The 25,312-nt window shown below is 36.3% G+C and carries 23 protein-coding genes and 1 pseudogene; 17 read left to right on the top strand and 7 right to left on the bottom strand.

The features are described 5' to 3' along the window. Positions 1 to 3 precede the first annotated feature (3 nt). Both BM090_RS16795 and rnhA read right to left on the bottom strand, forming a co-directional pair. Positions 4 to 3,270 carry a helicase-related protein gene (locus BM090_RS16795; RefSeq protein ID WP_221405420.1) on the bottom strand — a complete coding sequence of 1,089 codons (3,267 nt, stop codon included), beginning with the start codon at positions 3,268 to 3,270 and terminating at the stop codon, positions 4 to 6. A 457-nt stretch (positions 3,271 to 3,727) separates the two neighbouring features. After that, positions 3,728 to 4,471 carry a ribonuclease HI gene (gene rnhA / locus BM090_RS18880; protein WP_177199993.1) on the bottom strand — a complete coding sequence of 248 codons (744 nt, stop codon included), beginning with the start codon at positions 4,469 to 4,471 and terminating at the stop codon, positions 3,728 to 3,730. Positions 4,472 to 5,021: 550 nt separating this feature from the next. On the opposite strand from rnhA, the gene BM090_RS16785 reads away from it, so the two are divergent. From BM090_RS16785 to BM090_RS18515, 3 genes are all read left to right on the top strand, one after another. Beyond that, complete coding sequence (locus tag BM090_RS16785) at positions 5,022 to 5,921, top strand: ArdC family protein (RefSeq protein ID WP_091516339.1); 900 nt, start codon at positions 5,022 to 5,024, stop codon at positions 5,919 to 5,921. An 84-nt stretch (positions 5,922 to 6,005) separates the two neighbouring features. Further along, positions 6,006 to 6,425, top strand: coding sequence for a hypothetical protein (locus tag BM090_RS16780; RefSeq protein WP_091516336.1), 420 nt, complete (start codon positions 6,006 to 6,008; stop codon positions 6,423 to 6,425). A 288-nt stretch (positions 6,426 to 6,713) separates the two neighbouring features. Next, positions 6,714 to 6,851 carry a hypothetical protein gene (locus BM090_RS18515; RefSeq protein WP_177199992.1) on the top strand — a complete coding sequence of 46 codons (138 nt, stop codon included), beginning with the start codon at positions 6,714 to 6,716 and terminating at the stop codon, positions 6,849 to 6,851. On the opposite strand, the gene BM090_RS16775 is transcribed toward BM090_RS18515, so the two are convergent. From BM090_RS16775 to BM090_RS16765, 3 genes are read right to left on the bottom strand one after another with little or no spacing between them, the layout of a single operon-like run. Then, a complete protein-coding gene (locus BM090_RS16775; RefSeq protein ID WP_091516332.1) occupies positions 6,848 to 7,666 on the bottom strand; it encodes a replication-relaxation family protein in 819 nt (272 codons plus the stop codon). The two genes, BM090_RS18515 and BM090_RS16775, sit on opposite strands and share 4 nt — an antisense overlap. A 14-nt stretch (positions 7,667 to 7,680) precedes the next feature. Next, the gene (locus BM090_RS16770) at positions 7,681 to 9,393 is read right to left on the bottom strand and encodes a type IV secretory system conjugative DNA transfer family protein (RefSeq protein WP_091516328.1); all 1,713 of its coding nucleotides are present in this window, start codon (positions 9,391 to 9,393) and stop codon (positions 7,681 to 7,683) included. A gap of 10 nt (positions 9,394 to 9,403) precedes the next feature. Next, a complete protein-coding gene (locus tag BM090_RS16765) occupies positions 9,404 to 9,760 on the bottom strand; it encodes a helix-turn-helix domain-containing protein (protein WP_091516326.1) in 357 nt (118 codons plus the stop codon). A 238-nt stretch (positions 9,761 to 9,998) separates the two neighbouring features. Here BM090_RS16765 and BM090_RS16760 point away from each other — a divergent pair, with 238 nt between their 5' ends. The 14 genes and pseudogenes from BM090_RS16760 (at position 9,999) to BM090_RS16690 (ending at position 23,867) form a co-directional block, all read left to right on the top strand. Further along, positions 9,999 to 10,364, top strand: coding sequence for a hypothetical protein (locus BM090_RS16760; protein WP_091516322.1), 366 nt, complete (start codon positions 9,999 to 10,001; stop codon positions 10,362 to 10,364). Positions 10,365 to 10,555: 191 nt separating this feature from the next. Continuing rightward, on the top strand, positions 10,556 to 12,265 hold the full coding sequence (locus BM090_RS16755; RefSeq protein WP_091516319.1) for a hypothetical protein: 1,710 nt from the start codon (positions 10,556 to 10,558) through the stop codon (positions 12,263 to 12,265). A gap of 63 nt (positions 12,266 to 12,328) precedes the next feature. Beyond that, positions 12,329 to 12,559, top strand: a complete 231-nt coding sequence (locus BM090_RS16750; protein ID WP_143084019.1) for a hypothetical protein — start codon at positions 12,329 to 12,331, stop codon at positions 12,557 to 12,559. Positions 12,560 to 12,588: 29 nt separating this feature from the next. Further along, entirely contained in the window at positions 12,589 to 13,140 is a 552-nt protein-coding gene (locus BM090_RS16745; protein WP_091516312.1) for a hypothetical protein, read from the top strand. A gap of 111 nt (positions 13,141 to 13,251) precedes the next feature. After that, the gene (locus tag BM090_RS16740; protein ID WP_143084018.1) at positions 13,252 to 13,497 is read left to right on the top strand and encodes a hypothetical protein; all 246 of its coding nucleotides are present in this window, start codon (positions 13,252 to 13,254) and stop codon (positions 13,495 to 13,497) included. A gap of 801 nt (positions 13,498 to 14,298) precedes the next feature. After that, the gene (locus tag BM090_RS16735) at positions 14,299 to 14,478 is read left to right on the top strand and encodes a hypothetical protein (RefSeq protein WP_091516305.1); all 180 of its coding nucleotides are present in this window, start codon (positions 14,299 to 14,301) and stop codon (positions 14,476 to 14,478) included. A 1,220-nt stretch (positions 14,479 to 15,698) separates the two neighbouring features. Continuing rightward, positions 15,699 to 15,869: pseudogene (locus BM090_RS18940) on the top strand (transposase); the annotation flags it as partial. Between the two features lie 341 nt (positions 15,870 to 16,210). Further along, a complete protein-coding gene (locus tag BM090_RS16720) occupies positions 16,211 to 17,023 on the top strand; it encodes a hypothetical protein (protein ID WP_143084017.1) in 813 nt (270 codons plus the stop codon). 6 nt (positions 17,024 to 17,029) lie between these two features. Continuing rightward, positions 17,030 to 17,641 (top strand): hypothetical protein, encoded by a 612-nt coding sequence (locus BM090_RS16715; RefSeq protein WP_091516295.1) that lies wholly within the window; start codon positions 17,030 to 17,032, stop codon positions 17,639 to 17,641. Between the two features lie 21 nt (positions 17,642 to 17,662). Beyond that, complete coding sequence (locus BM090_RS16710) at positions 17,663 to 18,649, top strand: ABC transporter substrate-binding protein (protein ID WP_091516290.1); 987 nt, start codon at positions 17,663 to 17,665, stop codon at positions 18,647 to 18,649. A 1-nt stretch (position 18,650) separates the two neighbouring features. Next, positions 18,651 to 19,400, top strand: coding sequence for an ABC transporter permease (locus tag BM090_RS16705; protein ID WP_091516286.1), 750 nt, complete (start codon positions 18,651 to 18,653; stop codon positions 19,398 to 19,400). After that, the gene (locus BM090_RS16700; protein ID WP_091516282.1) at positions 19,388 to 20,119 is read left to right on the top strand and encodes an ATP-binding cassette domain-containing protein; all 732 of its coding nucleotides are present in this window, start codon (positions 19,388 to 19,390) and stop codon (positions 20,117 to 20,119) included. Before BM090_RS16705 ends, BM090_RS16700 begins: the two co-directional genes overlap by 13 nt. Then, a complete protein-coding gene (locus tag BM090_RS16695; protein ID WP_091516279.1) occupies positions 20,119 to 23,493 on the top strand; it encodes a hypothetical protein in 3,375 nt (1,124 codons plus the stop codon). The genes BM090_RS16700 and BM090_RS16695 overlap by 1 nt, the downstream gene beginning before the upstream one ends. After that, entirely contained in the window at positions 23,490 to 23,867 is a 378-nt protein-coding gene (locus tag BM090_RS16690; protein ID WP_091516276.1) for a hypothetical protein, read from the top strand. Before BM090_RS16695 ends, BM090_RS16690 begins: the two co-directional genes overlap by 4 nt. A gap of 930 nt (positions 23,868 to 24,797) precedes the next feature. Here the strand turns inward: BM090_RS16690 and BM090_RS18935 are convergent. After that, entirely contained in the window at positions 24,798 to 24,872 is a 75-nt protein-coding gene (locus BM090_RS18935; RefSeq protein ID WP_394333483.1) for a hypothetical protein, read from the bottom strand. 198 nt (positions 24,873 to 25,070) lie between these two features. Next, a complete protein-coding gene (locus BM090_RS18930; protein WP_091516270.1) occupies positions 25,071 to 25,268 on the bottom strand; it encodes an ATP-binding cassette domain-containing protein in 198 nt (65 codons plus the stop codon). Between the last annotated feature and the right edge of the window lie 44 nt (positions 25,269 to 25,312).

Here is a 25,312-nt window from a genome sequence, read left to right as displayed (position 1 = left end):
GTTTTAATCAATAAAGGTTTCTGATAGTACAATTTCTGGTGAAATATTGGCTTCTACAATGCTTGTTTGCGCATTATTTTCTTCGTCGGTGTTGAGTGCATCGTATTTTTGAGCGAGAGCAATGAGCAAATTATCAGCCTGCGATGTAGTAATTTCTCGTTTGTTAAACAATTTTTGACTGATTTTTTTCAGTTCGTTAGCCAATGGCGTATAAGTGCCAGCCTCTACTATTGGTTGCAAGGTTTGACAAACTTCTTTTACAGTAGCTTGGTGTGTAATGCCTTTAAAATCACGCAAAAATTTGAGTGCTTGTTTGGTGTTGGCATCAGCTTTGTCGGTAGAAGTTACTTTTTCTGTGCTTGCACTCAGAAAATCTTGTTCAAAAGAGAGTAAAGCGGCTTGTACGTGTTTATAGTGGCTTTCTGGCAGGTCGAAAGCTGGCTCTGAGGTCTTGGCTTCAAAAATTTGTGCAGCCTCCAAAAAAGTAAGTGGTTTTACTTGTGCTTTGTCGTTTATTTGGTAAAATTCTGTTTTGTAAACCGATTTAAGGAATACTACAGTAGATTGTTGTGCCTGACTTTTTTGTGCATACTCTTCTTTTCGGGCTGTTCTGGCTTTAAGCGGGAATGCCTTTATTCGTTTAAATTCTTTTGGGTTTTTGTCTTTAAACTCTCTGATAACGCGCAAATAATAAAGCCTTTTGTCTTCGTCGTCGGGCAAACCTTCCTTAAATAACTCAAATTGTTCGAGCAATTCTTCGTGCGTATAAATTTGTGCGTCTTCGCCAAAGGCAGTATGAAAACCTTGCAACTTTACGAGCGCATTCCTATACAATTTTATTTCCTCGTCACCTTGCTGCGATGGGTAGAAATTGTAATTGTAGATAACGCCCGCAACACTACCAATTCTGTTTACTCGCCCAATACGCTGCATGAGCCTTGTGGCGTTCCAAGGGGTATCGTAATTAACAATCACATTGGCGCGGTGTAGGTTTACACCTTCGGCCAGCACATCGGTAGTGATGATAATGTCGTAGTCGTCTTTTCTCTCCCCAATATAATTGGCATCAAAATTTTCGAGTATTATCTCAAAAATTTTGTTCCGATTATTACTCGACACATTCAAGATTTTAGTCCCTAAAAACGCTTCTACCTTTTCTGTCAGGTAGTTGGCAGTGTCGGTACTTTCGGTAAAAATCACCAGCTTTCCTGTCGGGTTTATCTGTTTATCAAGTAGTTCGTCTTTTAACGTTGCAAGAAAAGTGTCAAGTTTTGGGTCAGTATCTACCTTGCTCCATGCCTTTACTAATTCTTGCAATAAGGCATAGTCTTTTTTCAAGCCATCTAAAATCTCGACAAATACAGGATTTTTTTTACTGATTTGCCTTTCAACAAAATCTTTTTTATTAAAGACATTGTTTTTGGGATTGATAATACTGTAGTCTAAAATGATAGATTCAATTTGACTTTCGGTTAAACCTTTGTCCTGTAATTCATTGACTCCTAAGTCTGGCGCAATGAACACTTTATCATTTTCAAACATCTCAATCATTCGCCCTGTGGAGATGAGGAGATTATTAAGCGTTTTCTTAAACGCAGTGAAGCTGCTTTCTAGTCTTTTTATCAGAAGCGTTTTTATAATACCAGCCAAAGATTTTGAAAATCTTTCAGCTTGCGTGTAGCCACAAATTTCCAACTGTTCATCGGATAAAAACCGTATGGCTTGGTATCTATAAAACTGAATTTTATCTTCGTCTGTCAAGTAAAAAATTGTATGATAAAATAGCTTACTTAACTTGGCATCTAGGGTATAAATTTTGGGTTTAGGGGCAGCTATGTCGGGAAACTTAATTCCCTGCTCGGTTAAGTCCTCTATGTATTTAGGGTACTTTTCTAGGTGCTTGCGAGTACGCCTTACGGTAATCTGCGAAATTATCTTTTCGCGTATTTCTGAATACAACTCTCGTATTCTTTCAATATCAGGTTTGTCATGCTGCATAATTTTCCAAAACTCCCGAATAATTGGGGCAAAAAAGCCTTGTAAATTTGTTATGGGCAACGTGCTGCGCCTTGCATCTTGGAATAAAAGCAATTGATAATATAAATCTTGCGGTCTGTTATTGAGCGGTGTTGCTGAGATGAGAATTACCTTTTTCTTATTGCCAGTTACAAGACCTTCCCCGTTTCTTGGAGCCTTACAAATTCTTTGGAGCATAGCAAATGCTTGTGAGGTATGATTTCGGTAGCGATGTGCTTCATCTACCAAAACTAAGTCGTAATCTTCCTTTGCCCAATAATTAATGTCGTTGCCTTCTGCTATTTTTTCAAGTCTTCCGTTCGTAATAAATTTGGTATGTTTGTCAAGTTTAAATAAGCCGAATGTATTTTTCCAGTTTTTTTCTAGTGCTGGTGGATATACTACAAGAATCTTGGTATTTAGTGAGCCGTTGGCAATTAAAAATCGCTTGGCAATCATAGCAGCAATCACGGTTTTTCCTAAGCCCACAACGTCGGACAAGAAAAACCCGTTATGCTCCATAAGCATCTGAAAACCTTCATTTACTGCATCAACCTGATACGATAATTTCTTGTAATTTCGAGGCAAATCGCCTACAGTGTCGGGGTCGTAATCTATATTTTTATCAAAGTATTCTATCAGAAACTTTATGTACAGTTCATAGGGCGAAAATTTTTGTCCTACGTGTGTTTTTTGTTTAAAGCTGTGTATATCTGCGGGTAAGATAGGAGTAGATTGCTCCCAAAGTGTAAGGAACTCTTGTTTGGTAAACGCTACGTCATCGTAGTCTTTCAGCGCGATATTTAGCTCATAATTAGGCGATTTCTTTATTCCAAGCCCTGCTTCTGTCAGGTTGGAAGACCCCATAATTACCCAGCCGTCAGAGTGTACCGAATGATTTTCTGGCAGAAACAAATAAAATTTGGCGTGTATAGCACTGGAATTATGCGCTCGCACCTCAATTTTTCCATCAATGAGGTCATTCACAAACTTTAAAATACCTTTTTCAACTTCTGAGGAATATTTTGCTTCTCTTATGTCTTGAACAAACCACTTCAAAAACTCATCTTTGGTTCTTTGCTCATCGCCAAAATACAATAATCCTTTACGTTGAGATTCGGCAAACATCGCATCTACATTGATACCAACCAATATTTTTATATCTGTAATATTCTGCAAATAAGGTTCTAATGCAAAATATCCCGACGACCTAAAATAGCCTACCACTGCATGAAAGGCATATAAATCTTTCATGTGTTCTATGATACCTTTAAACTTATCAAAGAGATTTCTGTCTTTGCTATTAGTGAAGAATTTAGACGACATATTGGGTTGTAAAATGATGGCGTGATTAAAACTTAGGGGCAAGTTGGATAAAAGTGTCTTAACAAACAATAAACGTCATTATAAAACAATGCCATTGTTACTACCATAGTACATTTATTTCGAGTTCATTGATAGCTTGTTTGCCGTCCACCATGAAGGTTATCTGGTTTTCTACTCGCGTACCATATTGCTTGTTTTGCTTGCAAGTTATGTGAGGCGAATAGGGGAAAAAAGACAAAAGAAAAGCCGCCAATGGAGGGGTAGATTAACGAAAAAGTATTTGTGCAGGACGGGATTTGATAACACTATTGCCCCCAAAAAGCACAAAAGTTTATTTTAATACCTTAGTTCGGGTTGCACAAATGCAATGTTAGTGGCAGTGAGTTTATGTAAACAATCTGCTTTTATTGTCGTTTACAAACTTTTTTGCTTCTTCGACCATATACATTGTCTTACAAGTTGGACACAACAAATAATAGTCAAAGTAATATTCTTGGTTTGGTTTTAGCTCTTTCCTTTTGGTATCCTTTTTTATTACTTGGGTATTACATTTTCTGCAATTATCGCCTTCATTTAGAACTTTTCTTTTGCGATTTTGATGCTTTTCTTGCTCTGAGTGAGTGGGAATATAAACTTCCTCTTTCTCTGATTCATACCCAACATCTTCTAACAAATTTTTGCTATTCAATGCCCAATTAGCCAATTCATCACATCTCTCATTTTCTTTATGCCCTGCATGACCTTTTACCCAATTAAAAGTTACCTTTTGGTTGTTTGAAATCAAGTTTAATAATTTATCCCATAAGTCATAGTTGATGGCTTTCGCATTCCTTTTCCTGTACCAATTGTTTGATTTCCATTTTTCCGCCCAACCTTTTTCAATTCCGTTCACAACATATTGAGAGTCTGTGTAAACATTTACAATTGAAGGTTTTTTCAACCTTTCCAAAGCGAATATAACACCCATTAGTTCCATACGGTTATTTGTCGTTAGCAAGTAACCTTGGCTAAATTCTTTTTTGTGTTCTTTATATGTCATTATTACACCAAATCCACCTTTTCCTGGATTTGGTTCAGCACCTCCGTCTGCGTAAATATTTACTTCTGGGATTATTTCTTCTGTTTCCATACTCGTTTTGCATTGCTACTAAAATCTGTATAAACGAAACCTACTCTCGTTTATCAGATATAAAATCAAGCCTATTACGCTTAACATCTGATTTACTTACCAATGCCTTTATTGTTTCGACAAGCACCTTGCCCGCCATTCTTTTACAAAGGTAGCATCTGTGAATTATGTAAAAAATTATTTTTAATATATTTTTAGTGCAATTAATTAAAGATACAAACCGACCCCAATCCCCTGAATTTCAGAGGTACAGCAGTCTAAAATTCAGGGGAAGTAAAGCACACGGGAAGGGTAACTGTATATAAAGACGAATCTCGAAGGGCAAATGGGTGACAAGCACTTTTCAAAAAAATGAAAATATTTTTCAAGTATCTTGTTATCAATAAATTACAAACAAAAAAGTTATCCACATTTTGCGGTATTATTATAGCCTAAGTTTTCGACGATGCCCCTATTGAAGACTTAGGAATGGCCGCTTGATGATTTAAACAGAAAGAATTAGCTGCGTTCTTATGCTGCTCGTGAAATCAAAATAAAACAAAATTTCACGATGGAATCCAAAAACAATTCGACCCCTGATGTTTACCAAAGAGTAAACCAACTGATTATGGCACGCTTAGAACAAGGCGTTGCCCCTTGGCAGCAACCTTGGCAAAACACTTTGCCTCAAAACTACCTCAGCAAAAAGCCCTACCGTGGCATTAACTGCTTCTTGCTGAACCTCTTTAATTTCCAAGAACCCTATTTCCTTACCTTCCAACAGGCCAGCGATTTGGGCGGGAAAGTGATAAAAAACAGTAAAGCCCTACCCGTGGTGTATTGGAATTGGCTTTACATTGACCCTATCACTCAAAAGTCCGTCCCTAATCCTGCACCCCAGCAATTGCCCCTTTTAGAAAAAGTCCCGCTACTACGATATTACAATGTATTTAATATCAGTCAGATAGAGGGGATAAAGTGGCAACTGCCCCAAGTGCAACCTCTTGGTGCCAATCTTTCCATTCAAACCGCTGAACGCTTATTGCATTTTATGCAACCACAGTTGCCACCTATTCGCGTGGGCGGCTCTTCGGCCTATTATACACCCCCCATGGATTACATACAAATCCCTGAAAAACAACACTTCATTAAGCCTGAAAGCTATTATGCTACTCTGTTCCATGAGTGCATACATGCCACAGGACACGCCAAGCGGCTTTGTCGTAAAGAAGTGGTCGAAACCAGTTCCTTTGGTTCATACAGCTACGGCGTGGAAGAACTAACCGCCGAAATGGGAGCAAGTTTTCTGTGCTATCATGCCCAAATTCTACCTCAGGTCTTGGACAATTCGGTGGCCTATTTGGAAAGTTGGCTCAAAGCCATCAAAGAAGATAAAAGGCTCTTAATCAATGCCTCTGCCAGAGCACAAAAAGCCGTGGATTATCTCTTAGGGCAGCAAAACGATGAATAAAGACCACCTTTAAACAGAAAATCTACCATACTTCAGTACAAACAACAGGCGAATCATTCGCTTCTCATCAATCAATTAAAATCCATGACAAAAAGAAAAGACGAGGAAGAGGGCGTAGCAGCTACGAACCTTCCCAATGCCGAAGAATCGGTGCAAACACCTGTGTCCGAAGAGTTGCAGGACAATCCAACCCCTAACACTTGGCAACAGGAAGAACAGTATTTCCATTATGATTTTGATGGAGATATGCACATCAGCCGCGAGGTATTCAAAAAGATTCCTATCGAAGATGTGGCCAATATCATCAAAGCCGTATTTGCAAAAGTAAGTGCAGAACGCGGCCTCAAAACGGACACCTTGTATTTTAAAAATGGCCGTTTACGCGTTGTAGTCAAAGACAGCAACAGCCGCGAGGAAATCTACGGTTCGGATTTGAGCCGTTCGGGACAGTGGCACCGTAGCAACAAACATCACACCATTATCACGGTGGAAGAACTCAGTTAAAATCCTAATTGCTCCCTGTTTTCAGGTGAGCAATTTTTCTATTGCAAAACGCACCTGAAATAAGCATAAACAATTATTCCGCCAACCTTTTCTCCGCGTCGTTTTTACAGAAAGTAAAAGCGGGCATGGATACTTTTTTTCTGTGAAAAGAGAGAAAAGGGCTTGGCGGCTTGGGTATTCATGACCCGCTTTTATTGTTGTTGCCCCATTATGGCCGCCAAGCAAAAACACCTCTCTATCGGAACTTTTCTGTTGGTGAAAGTCGCCTGAGAAGCCAAACCTTATCTCATGCTCATTGAATCCATTTCAGAACAATGGTTAATGGTACGCGCCACCGACCGACCCCATTTTACGCTACAAATTCCCAGAATCGAAGGCCGCACCCTCGAATATGTTAGTTTGGGAGACGGGGGACAATTGCACTAAAAAGACTGCCAGTTCCCGAAAAAACCATTGGCTTGAATTTCTTGAAGGCTTTTGGCTAAAAAATAGCCTCTTAGATTTTCATATGCTGGATTTTGGGAGAGTCTTTCCCAAGTGGCTTGTTGGCAACTGGCATGTTCAAATACGCACAAAATTTGGTAACCTTTAATGTGCGGAAAACGCGGTAGGAGCAAATCCACCAACACCCCCTCCGATAAAGCCTGAGCGTGTTGCCACAAAGCCCTTTCCACTCTTCCCGTATCTTTTCCATTATACATTTCTAAGGCATATACCTGATAATCAGTATTATTATCCCAAACAATTACCGCATCGGCAATCAAAAATGAGTTGTCCGAAAGTACCAACTTGGTCTTACTGCGGGCATTAGCCTGCGTTCTGTTGTTGCCCTCTTGGTCAAAATAAGTATCGAACAACAGCAAATTGCCTTTGCCTTGCAACTGCTGCTGAAGCAAAGATACCTGAATATCAATGGTATGCTTGCGGTGTTTATAGTCCTTGTAAAAAAGGGTGCTGTCTCCCATCGGCCTTCTGATTTGAACTATATCCGTATGTTCCTGCAATAGTTTTTCACCCGCAGCCGTCAGGTAATGCACCGACTCCAATTTGCCTGCCACTGGGTCTGCCCCAAAGTTTTTGTGTGCTATCGGCGGTTTGTTCCAATGGCGCATGGCTTTGAGTTCGCGGTTCAGGTTGGCTCTGTCCTTTTTGATTCCCAAAGCCATCATTTGCGAGACAGTCAAAAACTTGCATTGAGCCAAAAATTCCAAAATCGTTTGTTGAGAGGCTTTAATTTCCATGAGTTAAACAGCAACTAAAATTTGTATTTAGGTTCTAATTTTTTCTTGGGAGGCGTGTTTGGCGCAGCTGCCTTGGAACGCTCCACTTCTTCTTGTTTTTGGTATTGCCCCGATTGATGAACCAAGTATTCTTTGAGTTGAGTCGTCTGTTTTTTGTCCAAAAAGAACGGTGGTTGATGACCGACCAAAAAGGCCGCAGGGTCAAACACAAAAGCGGGGTTAGTACCTGACTTACAATAAAATTTGTATGGCGGCAATTGCTGTAACTGCGTTACTTTCACCCCAATTTCAGCAGAAAAATCCTTTAAATCCTTAAATCCGTTTGCCCCCACTATCTTGGTAAACGTGTTGGATAAAATGGTGCGCAAAAGTCTGGTATCACTGATTTGTCCTAAATTTTGGTTGGCAATCACTAAATGCAACCCAAACTTTCTGCTTTCTTCCAAAATCAGCCCAATACTCGGACTCAGGTAATTTTGGAACTCATCAATGAATAGAAAACACGATTTTCTCTGTTCTTTGACTTGGTCGGATCTACTCAGCACAATGCTTTGAAGTCTGGCAATCAGCAGTTTATTGAAAGCACGACTGGCCTCCTCGCCCTTGTCTTTGGTAAAACGCACAATGATTATTTTCCCTTCATTGATGGCTTTTTCCAGATGAACCGTACTGCGGCCTGTGGTAGCGCGATAAAATCCCGCGTTATTGAGCAAAGATTGGATTCTGGTATAAATCCCTGCTTTGGTATGCTCATAACTTTTGTTCAAAAAGGCCGTTTCAAAGAATTGGCGATGCGCGGGAAAGGGACTTTGTTTGCCTAAGGCCAACAAAGCAGGGTCATTTTGCATGAAATTTTGTAGGTCTTTCAGGCTTCTATTTTCGTCTAATAAAAGAGTTGCAATGCAAGGAATTAAAAGCGTTTGCATTTGCAAAGTCATTTCGGCAGAAGGCCAAAGTTCCTGTAAAGCACTACTAATACTTTGCGCCAAAGTATCGACAAAAGAAAGACTTTTATTATTGGTTTCTAAGGGATTTAATACAGGAAATTTATCATTACTCAAAAAAGGGTCAAAAAAAATAAGCCTTTCTTTTTCTTCTAAATTCAAATGTAGTGCCAATAATTCACGAGAAATATCACCGTGTGGGTCAATAAAAACCAAACTATATTTTCCGTTTTCTTTTCCGCTGCTTTTTGTTTGTAATCCGTACCAAATCAGCTTCATTATTTCGGATTTACCCGAACCACTTTGTCCAGAAATATAGGTATGTTTCATTAAATTGCCTACTAACAAACGAGCAGGCAAAGGATAAAAAAAGAGGGGAATAATCGGCGAATGGAGCTGAATAAGTGCTTGAATGTAGGAAATTTCATCAGGTTGATAAGAAGAGATAAACGCTTTTCGTTGGGCTTGTGTAGCCAACATCAAAACCTCAAAAATAGGGTGAAGTTTGGTGTTTTCCACAGGAATAGATTTATCCCATAATGTCAAAAATTCTTGATAATTAAAACCCCTGTATGCAAGCAGCTGATAGCGTTTTGTGGTGCTGATATTCTTATTAGATAACTGTTTATCAATGCTTTGGGTATGCAACAGAAAAGCAGTTTGGATAACTTCAAAAAACTCCGCAGGAATGGTTTGCCCAATGGGCAAAGTAGTGGCAGCATCGCTATCAGGAAGCTGCGATACTCGATAGGTAATCGCCAAAATATCCGACCGAGTAACCATTGGGTTTCTTTTATTGTCCCTTATTTTGCTTTTCTAACCACAATATCTTTTCTTCAAGCAATTTAATTTTATCTTTATAAAGATTTTCTATTTTTTCATCAATTGAATAGTAAATAGGTTTATTATTTTGATGAGATTTCTCTGCATAGTTATTGAAAATAACTTGTGCGTCAAATTCCAAAATAGTAGCAGGAGAAACTTCCAAAACTTCAGAAATTTTATATAATTTCTTTAAGGAAATGTCAAATAATCCCTTTTCTATATTAGAATACTGTTGCTGACTGATTTCTAATTTATCTGCAATATATTCTTGTGTATAATTACGAAGTTCGCGTAACTTTCTGATTCTTTCGCCTACTTTCTGCATAGTTTTGATGATATTTTGACTTAAAAATAATCGTTTTTTTTCATAAAAACAAACCTTGTAAAATACAAGTTCGCACCTTGTATCTTACAAGGTTTTGATAGTTGATAATCACTACTTTTTTGCAATTTGCACTTGATATTTTATCAAAAATCATTATAAACATTGCAAATAATTCAAAAGGAAGTTGAATGTATTTGCATTACTTGGTTCATACTCAATTTATCAACTTCACAAAAAAATGAAAACTTATTTCATTATTCCGTTGGCTGTCCTTGCTCTGATGGGCAATGAGGCTTTGGGTCAAACCCAAAACCACACGGCCGCCCCCGTTACTGCTTCTAATTCTCCCATCAAGGGAGATAACACTGCTCTTGCAGCAGGTACAAACCCTCCTAAAAACATCGTAATCGCCAAACTCGACAGCTTGATTGCCGCTTCAAAAGCGAAAGCAGAAAAGTCTGCTAAAGAACTCGCTCTTACCAAGCAAAAATCCGAAGAATCTGCCAAACAAGCGGAGAAGTCCGCTCAACAAGCTGAATTGTCTGCAAAGCAAGCAAAAATTGCCCAAGGTATTGCTGCCCAACTTACAAAAGTAAACAAATAAAATATTCTCACCAGAAACCAAACACCGTAAATGTCAAGGAGATGTGCTTGTTAGCCATCTCCTTATTTTGTATTCTACCAAGCGGTCAATATACTGATAATGTTTCACTTACTGCCAATATCGTAATGGGATTAGAAACCTGAATTATTCCGCAAGACAGTCTAGAACAGCATCTGCCAAAGACTGATATTTTGGTCAGTCAAAACCTTCAAGAGCAGTTTGCAGACCCCAGCGAAAAACAACAAGCGCAAGCATTATTACAATTTTTAGACGCGGATAAAATTCCTGATTTGAACCAAACGGCTATGTTCAAAACCTTACAAGCCGTTATTGCTGCCCATTTTTTACCAAGCCCTTTGCCTGATGCACAATCCGATTTGGGGGCAGCTATTAAAAGTTCCTTGCTCTTGCAATATGAAAATGACAAAAGAGAAATAAACAATCAAAATGAAATATCCGCAGAAAAACAGGTAATCAGTGAAAATGACAGGCAAGACGCACAAAATAAAGCACAAAACGCAGAAAATCTTGCCCTTAGAGATGCTGCTTTGGCAGAAATAGCCGACCAACTGAACCAATTATCAAGTCAGCCAATGATGGCTAATCTTTTAGCTGATTTTGACCTCACAACAGCGCAAACCCAATTCCCACAAATCACGGAAACATTCAAAGATAGTCCTGACAAACAAATGCTTATACTCAAAGCCTCTTATTTGTTGCAACAGTTGCAAACACAACAAGAACAACCTGAAGTGGCTGATTTTATGGCACAAAACCGAGAAAGTATTCACTCCCTTTCGCAAAGTTATAATCAGTTGGCTCAGGCTTATACTTTGCCCAAAATTGAACTGAAAAAGCCCGATGCACTCGCCAGAGAAACTGCCAGAAAACTCAGCAACAGCGCATCGGCCACCGACCTATTGCAGCAGCCTGCCGCCATGGTTGCCGCTTTGCAACAAAATACCCATATCCCCACACAAAGTACTCATCAAGAGGCATTTAATCAACAATTAGATTCTTTAAAAGAAGCCCAAACCCAAGACCAAAAACCACTGTTAGACCCAGAAACCCTTGACGCGATTAAAGGCAGTATGCACCAAATACTCAATGTGTTGCCAACGGCGGGGTTTGTTCGTACCATTGCCGACGGAATGCGCAATAATGCTCAACTCAATCACAGCAGCGCATTTGTCCTTAAAAATCTTCAGGCAGACCCAAACGGACAAGTCGAAATCCCTTTGCAGTTCGATTCTATACAAAGTTCTTTAGTGTTTAAGCCTGATGGAGCAGCGATGTTTCCCGATTTATTACAATACGATGACTTGACTGGAACTTTAACTTCAGGCTATCGTCCATTGCCTTATGCCACCCCCAAACTCAATGAATTTCAGCAAATTATACAATCTAAAGATTTTAATAAACAATACAGTCAATCCCTTCAGCAAGAGATTAAAAACAAAGAATTATCTAAACCCGAAGATATTGTCGCACTTGCCCAAACGCTTTATCAAGACTTATACCGACAAAAAACCCAAGAACTTACTCAACAATTGCCCACGTTTAATGCCAGTGTGTTAAACGAGTTTGTTCAGAAGCAAATTCAAGTGGAAAAGGTAGCGGCCAATTATGATTTTGGAAATCAACTCAAACACCGAGACCGCGAAAATCCACAGGTTTTGACGGGAAGTATACCCGAAGAAAGGGCTGCAATTGATTATATGCGTGTGTTTGCCAATCCGCTTTTGAGTGTCAGGAGTCGCACTAAAATTGCAGAAGCACAAGACCAACTCAAACAACTCAAAGAAAGTGATTTGAATAAAAAAAGGGCAGTAAAAGACCCTTTGTTTTCCAAGTATTTTACACGTTTGCAGGGCGATTTCAAACAAGATGTGGTAGCCTGACCCGCAGACTCTTACAAAGTACCAACGCTGGCAAGCACCCAATTAGGCGCACAAACTGAGTTTATGGAAATGTTCGCCACTGGCCATTTGATGAACGGAAAACTGACTCTTAGAAACGAAGATGTAACCCATTATCACGAGCGATTGCAAAAAGTTAGCAGCAATGTACCCATTACGGAGCATGATTATTACTTCCGACCGCCCAAAGTACAAGCCTTTTATGAGGCTCAAAAACAACAGGATTTAGACCAAGAACTTGATGCCAAACTTGATGCTCTTGCCCCTGTTAGTTAATTCTTTATCCTTTTCAGGCACCTTACTTTATGGCACAATATACTATTTATCAGGCAATAAAGGATTTTACACAAGACTTTTATCGAAAAGCCTTGCAACCTCTCGTAGCCCCTTTGATAGCCACCAATACAGGGATTGAGACCGAGCCGCTAACCTTGCGAATGTCCCAAGAAGTCAGCCTTTGGGCAACAGGAAAGTTTTTTGATACGGATTTTACGCTCAAGATTCAGCTTGACGGAAAAGTTGTATTTGAACCCTATCAACGTAGCAAAAATGGTCGAGAACGCAGCCCCAAAACTTATGATATTGGCTTGCCGTCTTTGGACAAGGTGTTGCAAAATGCGGCGAAGGCCAAGGACACCTTTGCCCTTTTGGCCAAGCAGTGGCCAGAGGAAAATAATCCCGAAATGGTAGCAAAACGCAAACGAGGTTTTGCCTATCAGGTGCAGGAATCTTTCCTGCCTGAGCTACAATATTGCCCCAACCAAGCCCAACAACAACAGTTATTAAAAGATATTTTAAAAGTGATGGTCATGGAGAAAATGCCCCATGCAGAACCTGCGCCTGACCATGAATTATGAGGAGAAAGTGAGGCAGCACGTGCCTATGTCCGTATGATTTTAAAGGCAAAATTATCGGTCAGTGAACGGGTGCAACGAGCCCAAACACTCTATAAACGAAACCGTATTTCGATGGAAAGGCTCACTGACATTTTGCAAAATCCCAAGAATAAGGCTTTAGCACAAGACAAGGATATTTTCTTTTTGTTCCCTTGTGCCGCTTCCGCTGAACAACTGGCCAACTATGCTTATTGGGTAGAAAAGTTTGGAACATTTGCCACACCACAACACAGCCCAAAGCCGCTTATTTTCAATACCAAAATGTTGGAGAACTTCACCCACTGGACAAATGAGTTACTAAGGCTCTATGGAACGTAATATTACATTTACGCTACATTTACCCTACCTTTTTAGTTACATTTATGAGTACATTTTTGATACATCTTAAAGGTTACCCCAAACAGCACACAATACACTTATAAACAATATTTTACACCACTTATTACATTCAATTCCCCTCACTTCTCCCTCTCTACGTTCCTCCTCACTCCAGCCAATAAGGAGGCTTACGTTGCGGCGGCTCTCCGTTCCCTCCGCGTTCGGGGCTTTTTTTTGTTTATCTTTATCTTTTTAGTTTTTTTTCTTGTGGGAAGGTGAGTCGTTGGCGCGGCCTTTCTTTCATCACATTCCTCTTGGCTGAGGGCTTTACTAACATCGCATTCATCTGCCCGACAGGGGTTAATACGTTAAGGATTGGGGAATAGGTAAGAATTATTGAATATGAATAAAGGAAGAATAGCCAAAGATTAGTATATGGTACAAAACAAGAAGTTCTTATCGCACTGCCTTGAGTATAATCGCTGCGCCTTACTCGCCGTCAAGACCATATCCTACACTGGTATCGAACTCGTTTTTGGGCTTCGAGGAGACCTTGCCCAAAAATCGGTTCTTCCCCGCATCGATAGGTCTTTGACCTTGAGGGCTGGCGATTGACAGCAGGCCGTAGCTCTTAAATAGCTACGTTTTACTCCTTCAATCTATCTTTCCATGAACAACACACGAACCAGAAAAACACCTGAATTAGCCACTGGCGATTTCTTCTTTGATGGCACACCCTTTGTCACTCCTTGAGCACAAGCATTACTCAATCCACAAGCACTACAAAGCATCATAGCAGAGTTGCAAGACTTGGCCAAAGCGCAAGGTGGTATAGATTATTTGCAGGTATTTTATCAGCCCGAAAGTCAGCAAAAAATATGGGTGATAGATGCTACACCTCGCAGTTGTTTACAGGAAAATAAGTTAATGGGCAACTTAGAATATCACCATTTTACTATCCTCACACCAGAAGAATACTAAACAACATATCCTCCCCAATTTGTCCAATAAGATAGGTTGGGGATTTCTCTGAGGTAGGTGCGGGTAGTGATATAAAAGAAAGAAGCTAAATAATTCATACAAAAATATTCTTACATTCCTTATGCCGCGGCCATGTGAGTAGTTCTGACTGCAATAGTGGCCAAAAACAGTTCAAGATTTGCTCGATAAATTACAAGTCTTGTTTGCCAAGCACTTTTTGGACTATGATTACTATAAATCATATATTTATCTTCTGGATGAATTAGGTTTTAAAATGGGCAAGCACTCGGTTTATAAATTAGGAGAACAGAGTGAAATAATCCGAAGCGAGTACGCAATTAGTTTCAAGCGTGCCCCTGTACTTGGGCTAAAGACTTGATTTTCTAAACCTGAGTTCCCTTTTACTATCAGGGTTTTTAAATAAAATATATTACTAATCAGCGAGAATGCAGTTCTTGACAGGACTGAATATAAATTTAAAATAAAATTTGGTCAATATTGTACTTGTAACACTAAGTAAAGAGGTCGTGATTCTTGGTGTTACAAGTACTTTTTCAAAAAAAGATTTATGTCAAAAGTTCCAATGTCAGCCAATTTAGTTCTACATGGAGTATAAAAGTATTTCCGCCAGAAGCAAGCCAAACAAGAATTTATCAAACCTACGCCACAGCATCTGTATATTGAAGCCTATCATCCCGTCATGGAAAGTATTGTTTTTCAGTGGTTTGAAATGAATTATTTGCGGCAGGCACGAAAAATATTGCAGCAGTTTAGACATTTTTATAATTTTTAAAGAGGGCACATGCTGGTATTAGTTCCCTATCAGTATCTGCTCAAGCACCAAATTGATATACAATAAGTAAATAAAAATAAGAACAAATATTTAGATTAAGCTCTCTTTTTTTACTAAATTAGTACCCAGTTTTAGCCTTTACAATAATATTTTATATAAATATATTATTAGTAAGCACAAACATCACCCGCAAGTCTATACGAATTTAACTTTAAAGGTGAAACTATATTTAAGGATAATTCTAATTTATTTATTATTTTTGAAAAGGTTAATAATGATTCATCATAATTTTATTTCCACATCGTGGGATGGGTGCCCCCAGCTTCAGCTGGACAAGAAAGACTTAGTCCTTAATATGAGAAGGATCAAGTCTGTAAAAGAAGCGTAATGCCATACTATTAGAAGTTGATGAGATACAGTATATGATTGTAGATATCATTTGGTTCGGGTGACGAAGTACAGAAAGAGATGGATACATAAGAAATTAGAACCGTTGCTTGAAGAAATGATCAAGGATATTTGTGAAGGTGATAAGAATTTGAATGGAAAGATATCATGTATATATATCCATTCTGTTACAACCATGACATTTTCCTGATGTGGTACAAAAATAAAATGAGCTACTTCAAAGAAACCCTGAGATATGGAAGAACATAAGTAATACATCAAAAAGTTTTATCGAAAATAGTTGTCTTGAAAGCGAGTAAGATGATACTTCATCTGTACTGTGTGAGAAGTTAATGAAAGAATGTATAGAAGAACGATGAAAAATTCCGCCAATGGCGGAGTAAAAGCCCCCAGCTTTAGCTGGATTGGGATAGGCCGTAGGCCGTTTTACTATCACTATTATTTTGCATTAAAGCAACTTTCACTAATTTTATAGATGTTCCTATTCCTTAATTATATAGTAACAAATTCAAACTAATAAATTAAATGATAATGAAAAATTATTTATGTTTAACATATGACTTAATAGAGAAAAACAGTACGCTCGGATATAATCCACTTAATATCCCTGAATTCTATGAACTCAAATTCACACCAGTTTTTGAATATGAGAAGGAATTAGGGCTTACCATAGAAGACAAATTGGATATGTTGCGGAATGTGATTAGCTACTTGAAAGAACGAAACATCCATGTAACATTCACTGACAGGGTGTATGACGAAGAAAAACAATGGGAACGTAACGAAGGTCAAAATTGGAGATACCTTCCTGTTGCAGAGTTACAAGGAAACAACATCTGTGTAAACCCAAGAAATATTGACTTTCTAAGCATTTATTTAAGTATCGGACACATTTACGGTCATTTAGTGCAAAGGATGGAACACGAGAAGTATAAAAAGATTACAGACTTTCTTAATTATCCAAAGCCGCTTGATTTGAATTTTATTTTGACAGAATATAGAAACAAATTCGGAGGCAATTATAAAGAAGACTTTCTTCAATTTGAAATTGAAGCTTTTCGTTATGCAAAGTTTGCATTTTTAAGAGCAGGTAATGAGTTCAATGAATTACTTGATTACGCAATGAATGTTTACATTGAAACTGACTTCAATGAATTGTGGAGATGGGTAACAATCAGCAATCTCAAAAGTGGCCCCGATTTCATGGACGAATTTCAAAAGTGCTGGTATAATAACAGGGGGAAATATACCACCATTGAGCCTAAAAAAATTGAAGTCAATGTAGTTCCCGACCCTAATGGTTCTTTAATAGTAATAAGAGATAATGTTATGGTAAATAGCTGATTAAAAATGGAAACAGATACTCTAAATTATTTGGCAGAAAAAATTCTTAATGATGTTAGGAATAAATCTTCATTCTCTAATTCAATGTTAGATGATATGAATAGCTTTCCATTAGTTGACTATTTGAGAGAACAAGTAATTGATTCAGATGTGGAAGTGATTATTTCTTTGATTAAATCTGAGGACATAAATCTATGCTATTTAGGGCTAAACTTAGTAAATAGAGTGCTACACCTTGAATTAATTAAAAAGTATCTCATTACATTTTGGAATAATACTGATGATTATGAAAGAAGATATTTCTTGATGTGGCCATTGCTTAACAATAGCCAACTTACAGAAAAAATGCACAAAGAAATATTTGAGTTTGTAACTGATAATTGGGAAAAATGGAAATTGGATTACACCAAGTTCGCAGGGGGTTCAGCAAACCTTGTAAGTTTCTCTGAAAAGAGATTTTATGATAAAAAATTTCCCAATTCAAAAAAATGGATTTATATTTTGGGATTAAAGGCAATAGGAAACAAAACCGACATCCATGTAGCATTAAGCAAATTTAAACTTGATAATTCAAATGAAATGCAACAAAAGGTTTTATCAATTCTCAAAAGCAGTTAAATTATATCTAAATAATTAAAAATGAAAAAATATATCGTAATTCTAATCGCAGCATTTGTGGTTATTGGAGGGACAGTTGCTTATTTCAAAATGCAGAAAACATCAACCAACAAGATTACAGTTGGAGTACATTCTTGGCCTGGTGGTGGAATGGTTTACATAGGCGACAAAATGGGTTTCTTCAAGGAAGAAGGAGTTGAGATTGATATTAAGAAAATTGAAAACTTTGATACCAAAAGAGCATCATTGATTTCAGGGCAGATTGATGTGGATGTAGCCAGCACACTTGACCAGTTATTGATTTATAATGAAACTGGTTTCCCTGCACAAGTCATTGGAATTACTGACGAGTCAGATGGAGGTGACGGATTAGTTTCAAGTGATTCTATAACTGACCTACAACAGTTAAAAGGGAAAACAATTGCTTACGCAGAAGCATCTCCCAGCGATTTCTTTTTAAGATATATTTTGAAAGCAAATAATATTGATTTAAAAAGTGTGCATTTCAAACCAGTTGCAGATCCTCAAATTGCAGGTAATGCAATTATCGCAAGACAAGTGGATGCAGCTGTAACTTACGAGCCTTGGCTTTCACAAGCTGGAAAAGAAAAAGGATTACATGTTTTGATCGATACCAAGAAGTATCCAACTCTTATTCCTGGGCTTTTGATTATCAACAGAGATAAAGTTATGGGGGTTAACAAAGAGCATTATGAAAAATTTTTAAGAGCATGGTTCAAAAGTGCAGACTACTACTATTCTCATAAAGAAGAATCTCAAAAAATAATTTCGGAAGGCATGGGGATGAAGATTCAAGATGTGAGAGATATTCTTTCGGTAGTAGATATTCAAACAAAAGATTTGAATAAAAAACTAATTGACAAGACAACTCCAAATAATTTATTTGACTTACTTTCAAATATTAATGTGTTCTGGAAAGAGAATGGATTTATTAATAAAGATTTAAATACGGAAAGCATGGTCAATACCAGCCTCATACAAAAATAGAATGAAGGTTTCTAACGCAATTTATCCTCTATCCCTGCTAATTATATTAGTAGGGGTTTGGTGTTTTTTCTCAAATATTTATGGAGTAAAAACAATCTTTCTGCCAAGCCCACAACATACTCTTTTTTCTCTTTGGAGTATGTTGCAGCAAGTAGAGTTTTGGCAGGATCTTTTAAGCAGTTGGTATAGAGTTTTTGTAGGCTTTTTAATTTCATTTTTAATAGCCTATCCTATTTCTTTTGCTTCTTTGTTAAATAACAAACTTAAAGATACTATTTTTTATTTTATTGAGTTCTTTCGCTACCTGCCAGTTCCAGTTTTTATCCCAATCATAATTTTGTGGTTTGGCATTGAGGATATGAGTAAAATCATTATTATTGTATTAGGAACATTTGCTCAAATGATTCCTATGTTTTACGATTCAGCGACTGCAATAGAAAAAAAATATTCATCTTTCAATTTTGCATTAAAATGGTCGAAGCTAAAATACATTGAGAATGTAATTGCTAAAGGAAGTGCCCCAAGCATCTTAGACAATTCAAGAATTTGTTTGGGCTGGGCATGGACATATTTAATAGTAGCTGAAATTGTTGGAGCTGAATACGGCATTGGCTATGCCATGATTAGAGCACAGCGATACTTAGCAACAGACAAAATATTTGCTTACATCATTGTAATCGGCTTGATTGGTATTCTTACCGACAGGTCATTGGTTTTAATGAGAAAAAAACTATTTCCATGGAACAAATAAAGTTTAATGATATTGACCTTGCATTTGGCAACAATGTAATAGTTGAATCATTCAACTTGTCAATAAACAAGGGTGAGATAGTTACTTTTTTCGGGCCTTCGGGTTGTGGAAAAAGTTCTATAATGAAACTGGTTTTAGGAATTAATACTCCAAAAAGTGGCAGTGTTACTATTGGAGGGGTAGAAGCCGCAGAATTTAAATCACCAATTTCTTATGTACCACAAGATAATGACCTACTACCTTGGCTTTCAGTAAAAGAAAATATTGAAATTTGGTCAAAAAATACTGCTAATACCTCACTTTCATCAGCTGAGGTATTAGAGTTGGTTAATATGTCAAATCACTCTCAAAAGTTACCAAGTATGCTTTCTGGCGGTATGTCCAGACGAACTGCTTTAGCAAGAGGATTGGCAATAAAATCAGACATACTTTGCTTTGATGAAGCAATGGTAGGGATTGAAAAGACAATACGACATAAATTGCTTTTGAAGTTGCGTAACTATATAAAAAAAAACGAAGTAACAGCTATTTTTATTAGCCATGATTATGAAGAAACAATTGTTTTATCAGATAGAATAATTGCTTTCTCCCCACCACCAACTGTTATATCAAAACAAATAAATGTTACTAATCTAGCCAATAGCTCCGATAGAGATGATAGCTTTACAAGCTCCTTATTATTCAAAGAAGTTTATAATCAAATGATGTCTATATTATAATGTGCAACGATGTACAAAAAGCAAGCAATGATCTTAAATTAAAGTTTACAAACATCTTTTTAGGTGTTTGTAAAGAACTTCAAATAGTTGAAATTTGGGCTGATCAAAATCGTGATGAAAATGGCAAAACAAAATGGCAAATTTTGTTTGAAAACACTTTAAAAGATTTGGGTGTAATATATGGATATTTTTCTGAGTATGATCCATACAGTCAGGAAATGAAATATTTCTTAGATATTCCTAATGTATTACACAACGATAGGACTAATGAATTTCAAGCACCTTATATTCCATATTTCTACTGTAGTGATAAAGGTAGTAATACATATACCAATCTGGTGTCGAAATTGTTTACTAATTCTCAGGCAAAATTTAAATCAATAAAAGAAGCACCCAAATTATACCAACATCTGCCTATTCAACGAAAAGGAAATGAAACAACTGAACTAATTTCAGATAAATGCCTCAACTGCTTTATTCCCTGTCAAATCAGGGAAAAAACGGACTATTATGTTGTATTATTTGACGAAATTATATTCTATCAATTTGCCTATTGTTATTTAAATAAGACGAGTTTAAGTAGTTATTATAAAAAAGATAAAGAACATCTCGTTTTTACTTATTTGATAAAATTTGCCTTGAGTATTGAACAAAAAATTGGCCAAAATAAATTACATGAAAAATTGCATATTCCTTTAGAAAACTGGAATAAAGCATGTGAAATAGAACAAAGAACTAAGATATACTCCATAGTAAATGAAAATGTTAAGAATGATAAATGGAAGGAGCAGACATATAAACTCTTTGAAGGAATAGTTGATGGTTTGATTAATGAATTTATTCAAGAGAGTATTGATGGTTCTTTTAATTTGAAAGAAGAGAAATTTAAAATATTAAAGCATATATCGAGATTCGATATAGAAGCTTCACTTTTAATTTTCGACAGCGAAAATCAAGAAGTTATCTTTCATGATCTTTTTGTGTTTCCACTATATACCGAAAAAAATAAACCTATCCTAAAAACCTCATGTGTGAACGGCGTTGAATTGGAAATCTATTCTCCTTTATTGTTGGTTTTGTATATTAAAACTCGCTACTTATTACTTCAAGATGGTGTGTTTGATGAAGATAATGATTCTGCTGATGGATTTCAACTAACAAAAGAAATTGTAAAGATATTTGCAGAGAAAATTATTCAAGAGGATTACCTAAAGAATGTTCTTAAGAAAGAGCTTATTATTCCTTCTACAAAAGCCGCTATTTCCCAAGTGATGGCTCGTAACTCAAGTCACAATATTGGAAGCCATGTACTAAATAAACTAACAGGAGATATTTCTCAATTAAGATTGGAAGACTTTAAAAGTTATGACAGCATTTATACTAATAAAGTGCTAAAAAATGAAAATATATTAGACCAGCTTTCTAAATTTAACAACTACATCAAATGTCGAATGGACTATCTATCTGATATTACCTTTGGTATTCCTGCAATGCGTGTAAATAAACGATTGCATTCGGAAGTGCTATCAGATTTAGATGATGTACGATTACTTTTAGAAAACATTTCTGGTTTATCAGATTTTCATTATTCAATTAATATTGATTCTCGAATAAAGAGGAGTGAAAACGAATTTGAAATAGACCCAGTTGTAGCAATGCCCAATGATATTTTGGGTTGTCAAGCATTTTATAATATCATAGAGAACGTCATTCGTAATACTGCTAAGCATAGCGATAAAATAAACGTTGATAACCCAAACAATAATAGCATAATATTTACCATTGAGTTAAAACCTATAAACACAAATGGATTCAAAGAACATTTACTTCATCAAGCTAATTTGCTTTATGAAGTAAATATTTATGATAATGTTGTTGTATCAGGCAGTGCAGATAAACTTTCAAAAGAAGAGAAAGATGAGTACTATGATAAAACCCAAACCGACAACCAAGCTCAAATATCTACTATAGACTATTTAGTTTATAATCAAAATAAAAAGCTTAATGACAGCATTTTAAAAAAGGATGACAATACGCTTCGCTCCTCCAGTTTAGGTTTAATTGAAATGGAGGCATCTGCTTGCTATTTAAGACATTTAGATGTTTCTAATTTAGAAGATGATGATTATAATATAGAGTACAATGAAAATATATTTAACAGCAAAGACAATTTTAATATTCTAAAAGCTCTCAAGATTAAAGCCAAAACACAACAGGAAAATGAAGCAGAAAGATTTTATTTAGGGTATCGTTTTTTTGTACTTAAACCCACTGAGGTACTTTTAATCGGCGATTATCAGCTTTCGTCTGAGTTTGAGAATAATGGCTTTCAACAGCTATCTTTTGAAGATTTTCAAAAGGAAATAAAAAAAGGTAAAGTATTCAATCACCAATTTTTGGTGTATGAAGATGATAACACAAAAAACTTGATAAACGAAACCGAAACAGTAATTGATATTAACGATACCGCAATAAAAGTAGCAAAATATAAGACACTACTTCCAAAGCGAATAATGGAAATTAAATCCTTAGAAGGTTTTCCCTCAAGTGCAGAAAATGTAATGAAACTTTTTTGGGAACAGTGGGCCAAACAAGTGAACTGCTATGATTTATGTATAAGTACAGCAGTTCCTGAAAACTCCGAAAGTCAGGAAATACATATTTTAAATCACGGTAAAAATACATTGTCAGAATGCCAAAAAAAATTCTTTGAAAAATGGTTTAACGACAAATGTAACAATAACTACATTGAAGCCCTATCGAGTAACGGTCAGCAAAAATTACCATCATTTTTTAAATTTACCGCGGGTACATCAACGTCACCCTTAACTAAGTATCAATCATGTATTAAGGATGAGATAAATGATAAGTTGCTTTATCCTGAACTTTATTTCTCAATCACAGAAGCTGCTAAGACAAATATAATTATTCTTGATGAAAGGGTTCAGTATGCTGCAAATAATTTATTTTATGAAGGGCATAGTTTTGCCGAATATTATCATCATAGCAGAATTTTTGTTCCTGAAAAGACAATTGATCTGGGGGCAAATAATATGGATATAGTAAAGAAGGAAATAGAAAATTTTATAATACCCTTTCTATCAATGGAAAATTATTTGGTTATTCATTACAGTATTATTGAACGCTTTTTTAATAAGGCGCAAAATAAAGAAACTGCTGTTCACAAATGGCTAAATCATTATTCGTCATTGTCAAATATAATTGTAACATCAGGTAGAGGAAAGATAAAGAATCTCCCACCTAATATTCATTTTGTAAATCTTTCACCTTTACTTGCTTCAGTTATAGATTTCAGAAGCAAATATTATTTACATCAAATTATTATGTCATCACGTAAACCAAATAAGGTATGAGTAAAATATTTATTTCAACAAACAGAGATTCAGCAGGTGTCTGTTTTGGCAGAGGAGAAGGAAATGCAAAAAGAAGGGTTGCCGACCTACTGAATATTTCTATAGATCAGCCAATCCAACAGATACTTAACGATCAGGTATATATTCATCTTGATTTTAAAAATCCTGAGTTTGAAATCGATGAAGAGAATGATTATTTGTTATATCATAGTCAGACAGTTGAAGCATTTTATTCAAAATTTAAAAATAAAGAATTTTCAAATCATCCAGGCAAGTTCAAAGAAGTTTTTGAAATACTTATTGATGATTGTGTACAAGATAAATTCGCAGCTATTAAGAAAGCTGTTTTCGAAGAAAATGCAAATAGCAATTAAAAGCGATAGTACAAGGCATCTTTTACATATGCAAAAATGGTTGAGTATGTATATCGTGATTTTCCTTGCAAATGAAAAACCATGTATTATTGTCTTTATAGAGGGATTGGGTTGCAAAATTGAGCTATTAGTAGATACAGGACTACACAAGCAATATAGCCCAAAGTATTGCTTGTGTTGAGAATTGTTATGATAAAACTACGGATATAAAACAATCGCGAGTTAAATCATGGGTTAATATGTTGCTTGCTAGATAAGATAGAGAAAGTGTATGCGGATAATACTTTCGGCAGAGCATTTTGGCAAGTCATGGGTGAACATGGACATTATTCTCGCAATTCGCTAAAAAATCTAAAACCACTACTCACGCGATTTTTGGAAAGATTTATTACTTAGGCAAACATTAATCTTAGACTATCAAAGGATTACAAGAAGAATACTTGAAATGCGAATGCGTTTTTAGTTATTATGATAATCACAAATACCGCCAACAAAAGTTAATTCAAGTAAGGCTCTTACACTGTAACTATGCAAACATTTCGGCTTTCAAAAGTGGTTTAACATTTGCTTAACTACATTTTTTCAAAAATATGCTATTATACAGACATACAACAACAATTTTCTTACAAAAAACTCTCGAAATGAGAGATTTTTTTGTGAGAAAATATTGAGTTAGAACATTTTGATAATCTCCATCTTACTAGCAAGTAGCATATGAGTATTATCGTCGCTTATTTCTCAGGATATATCGTATCAGGCTAGTGGGTTAGAGATAATAGACATTCCTTTATGAGACATAACACAAATAGTATCTGCAATTGTTAATGCTTCGTCTATATCGTGTGTCACGACAATAGAAGTTTTATGGTTTTCATGGATGATGTTACGAAAGTAACGCTGAGCATTGGTTCTATTAACAAAATCAAGAGATCAAAATGGTTCATCTGCACAAATAATGTCAGCATTTTGCATAATTGCTCTCATAATTGCTACCTTTTGGTTCATTCCTCATGACAGTTGGTCAGGATATTTATCTTTTTGGTTATACATATCAAAGTGTGTTAGTAGTGCGTCTAGTTTATCTTTATCTATTGAATGCGTGCCTTGAATAATATTTTCAGAAACAGTCATTCGCGGGAAATTGCTATATTTTTGAGTAATAAATCCAATATTGTTTTCTTTGAGATAGGTTTTTGGATTCAATCAATTAATGAGTATATCTCCGTGATAGTTTGTATCTAGTCCTGAAAACATTCTTAATAAGGTTGTCTTACCGCAACCACTACGACCAAGAATACAAAATATTTCCCCCTTTTTAATGTTAAAAGATATGTCCGAAAAGACCTTGGTGTTTTTGAAGTGCTTACTTACGCCTTCTACAACTATTTTATAGTTTGCCATGTTACTTATACAGGTAAGGGAATATATGTTTTCTCGATAGTTTC

This window comes from Flexibacter flexilis DSM 6793, from assembly GCF_900112255.1.
Lineage (GTDB): Bacteria > Bacteroidota > Bacteroidia > Cytophagales > Flexibacteraceae > Flexibacter > Flexibacter flexilis.
The sequence above is the reverse complement of the archived record's forward strand: the minus strand, read 5'-3'. Positions and strand labels throughout refer to the sequence as shown.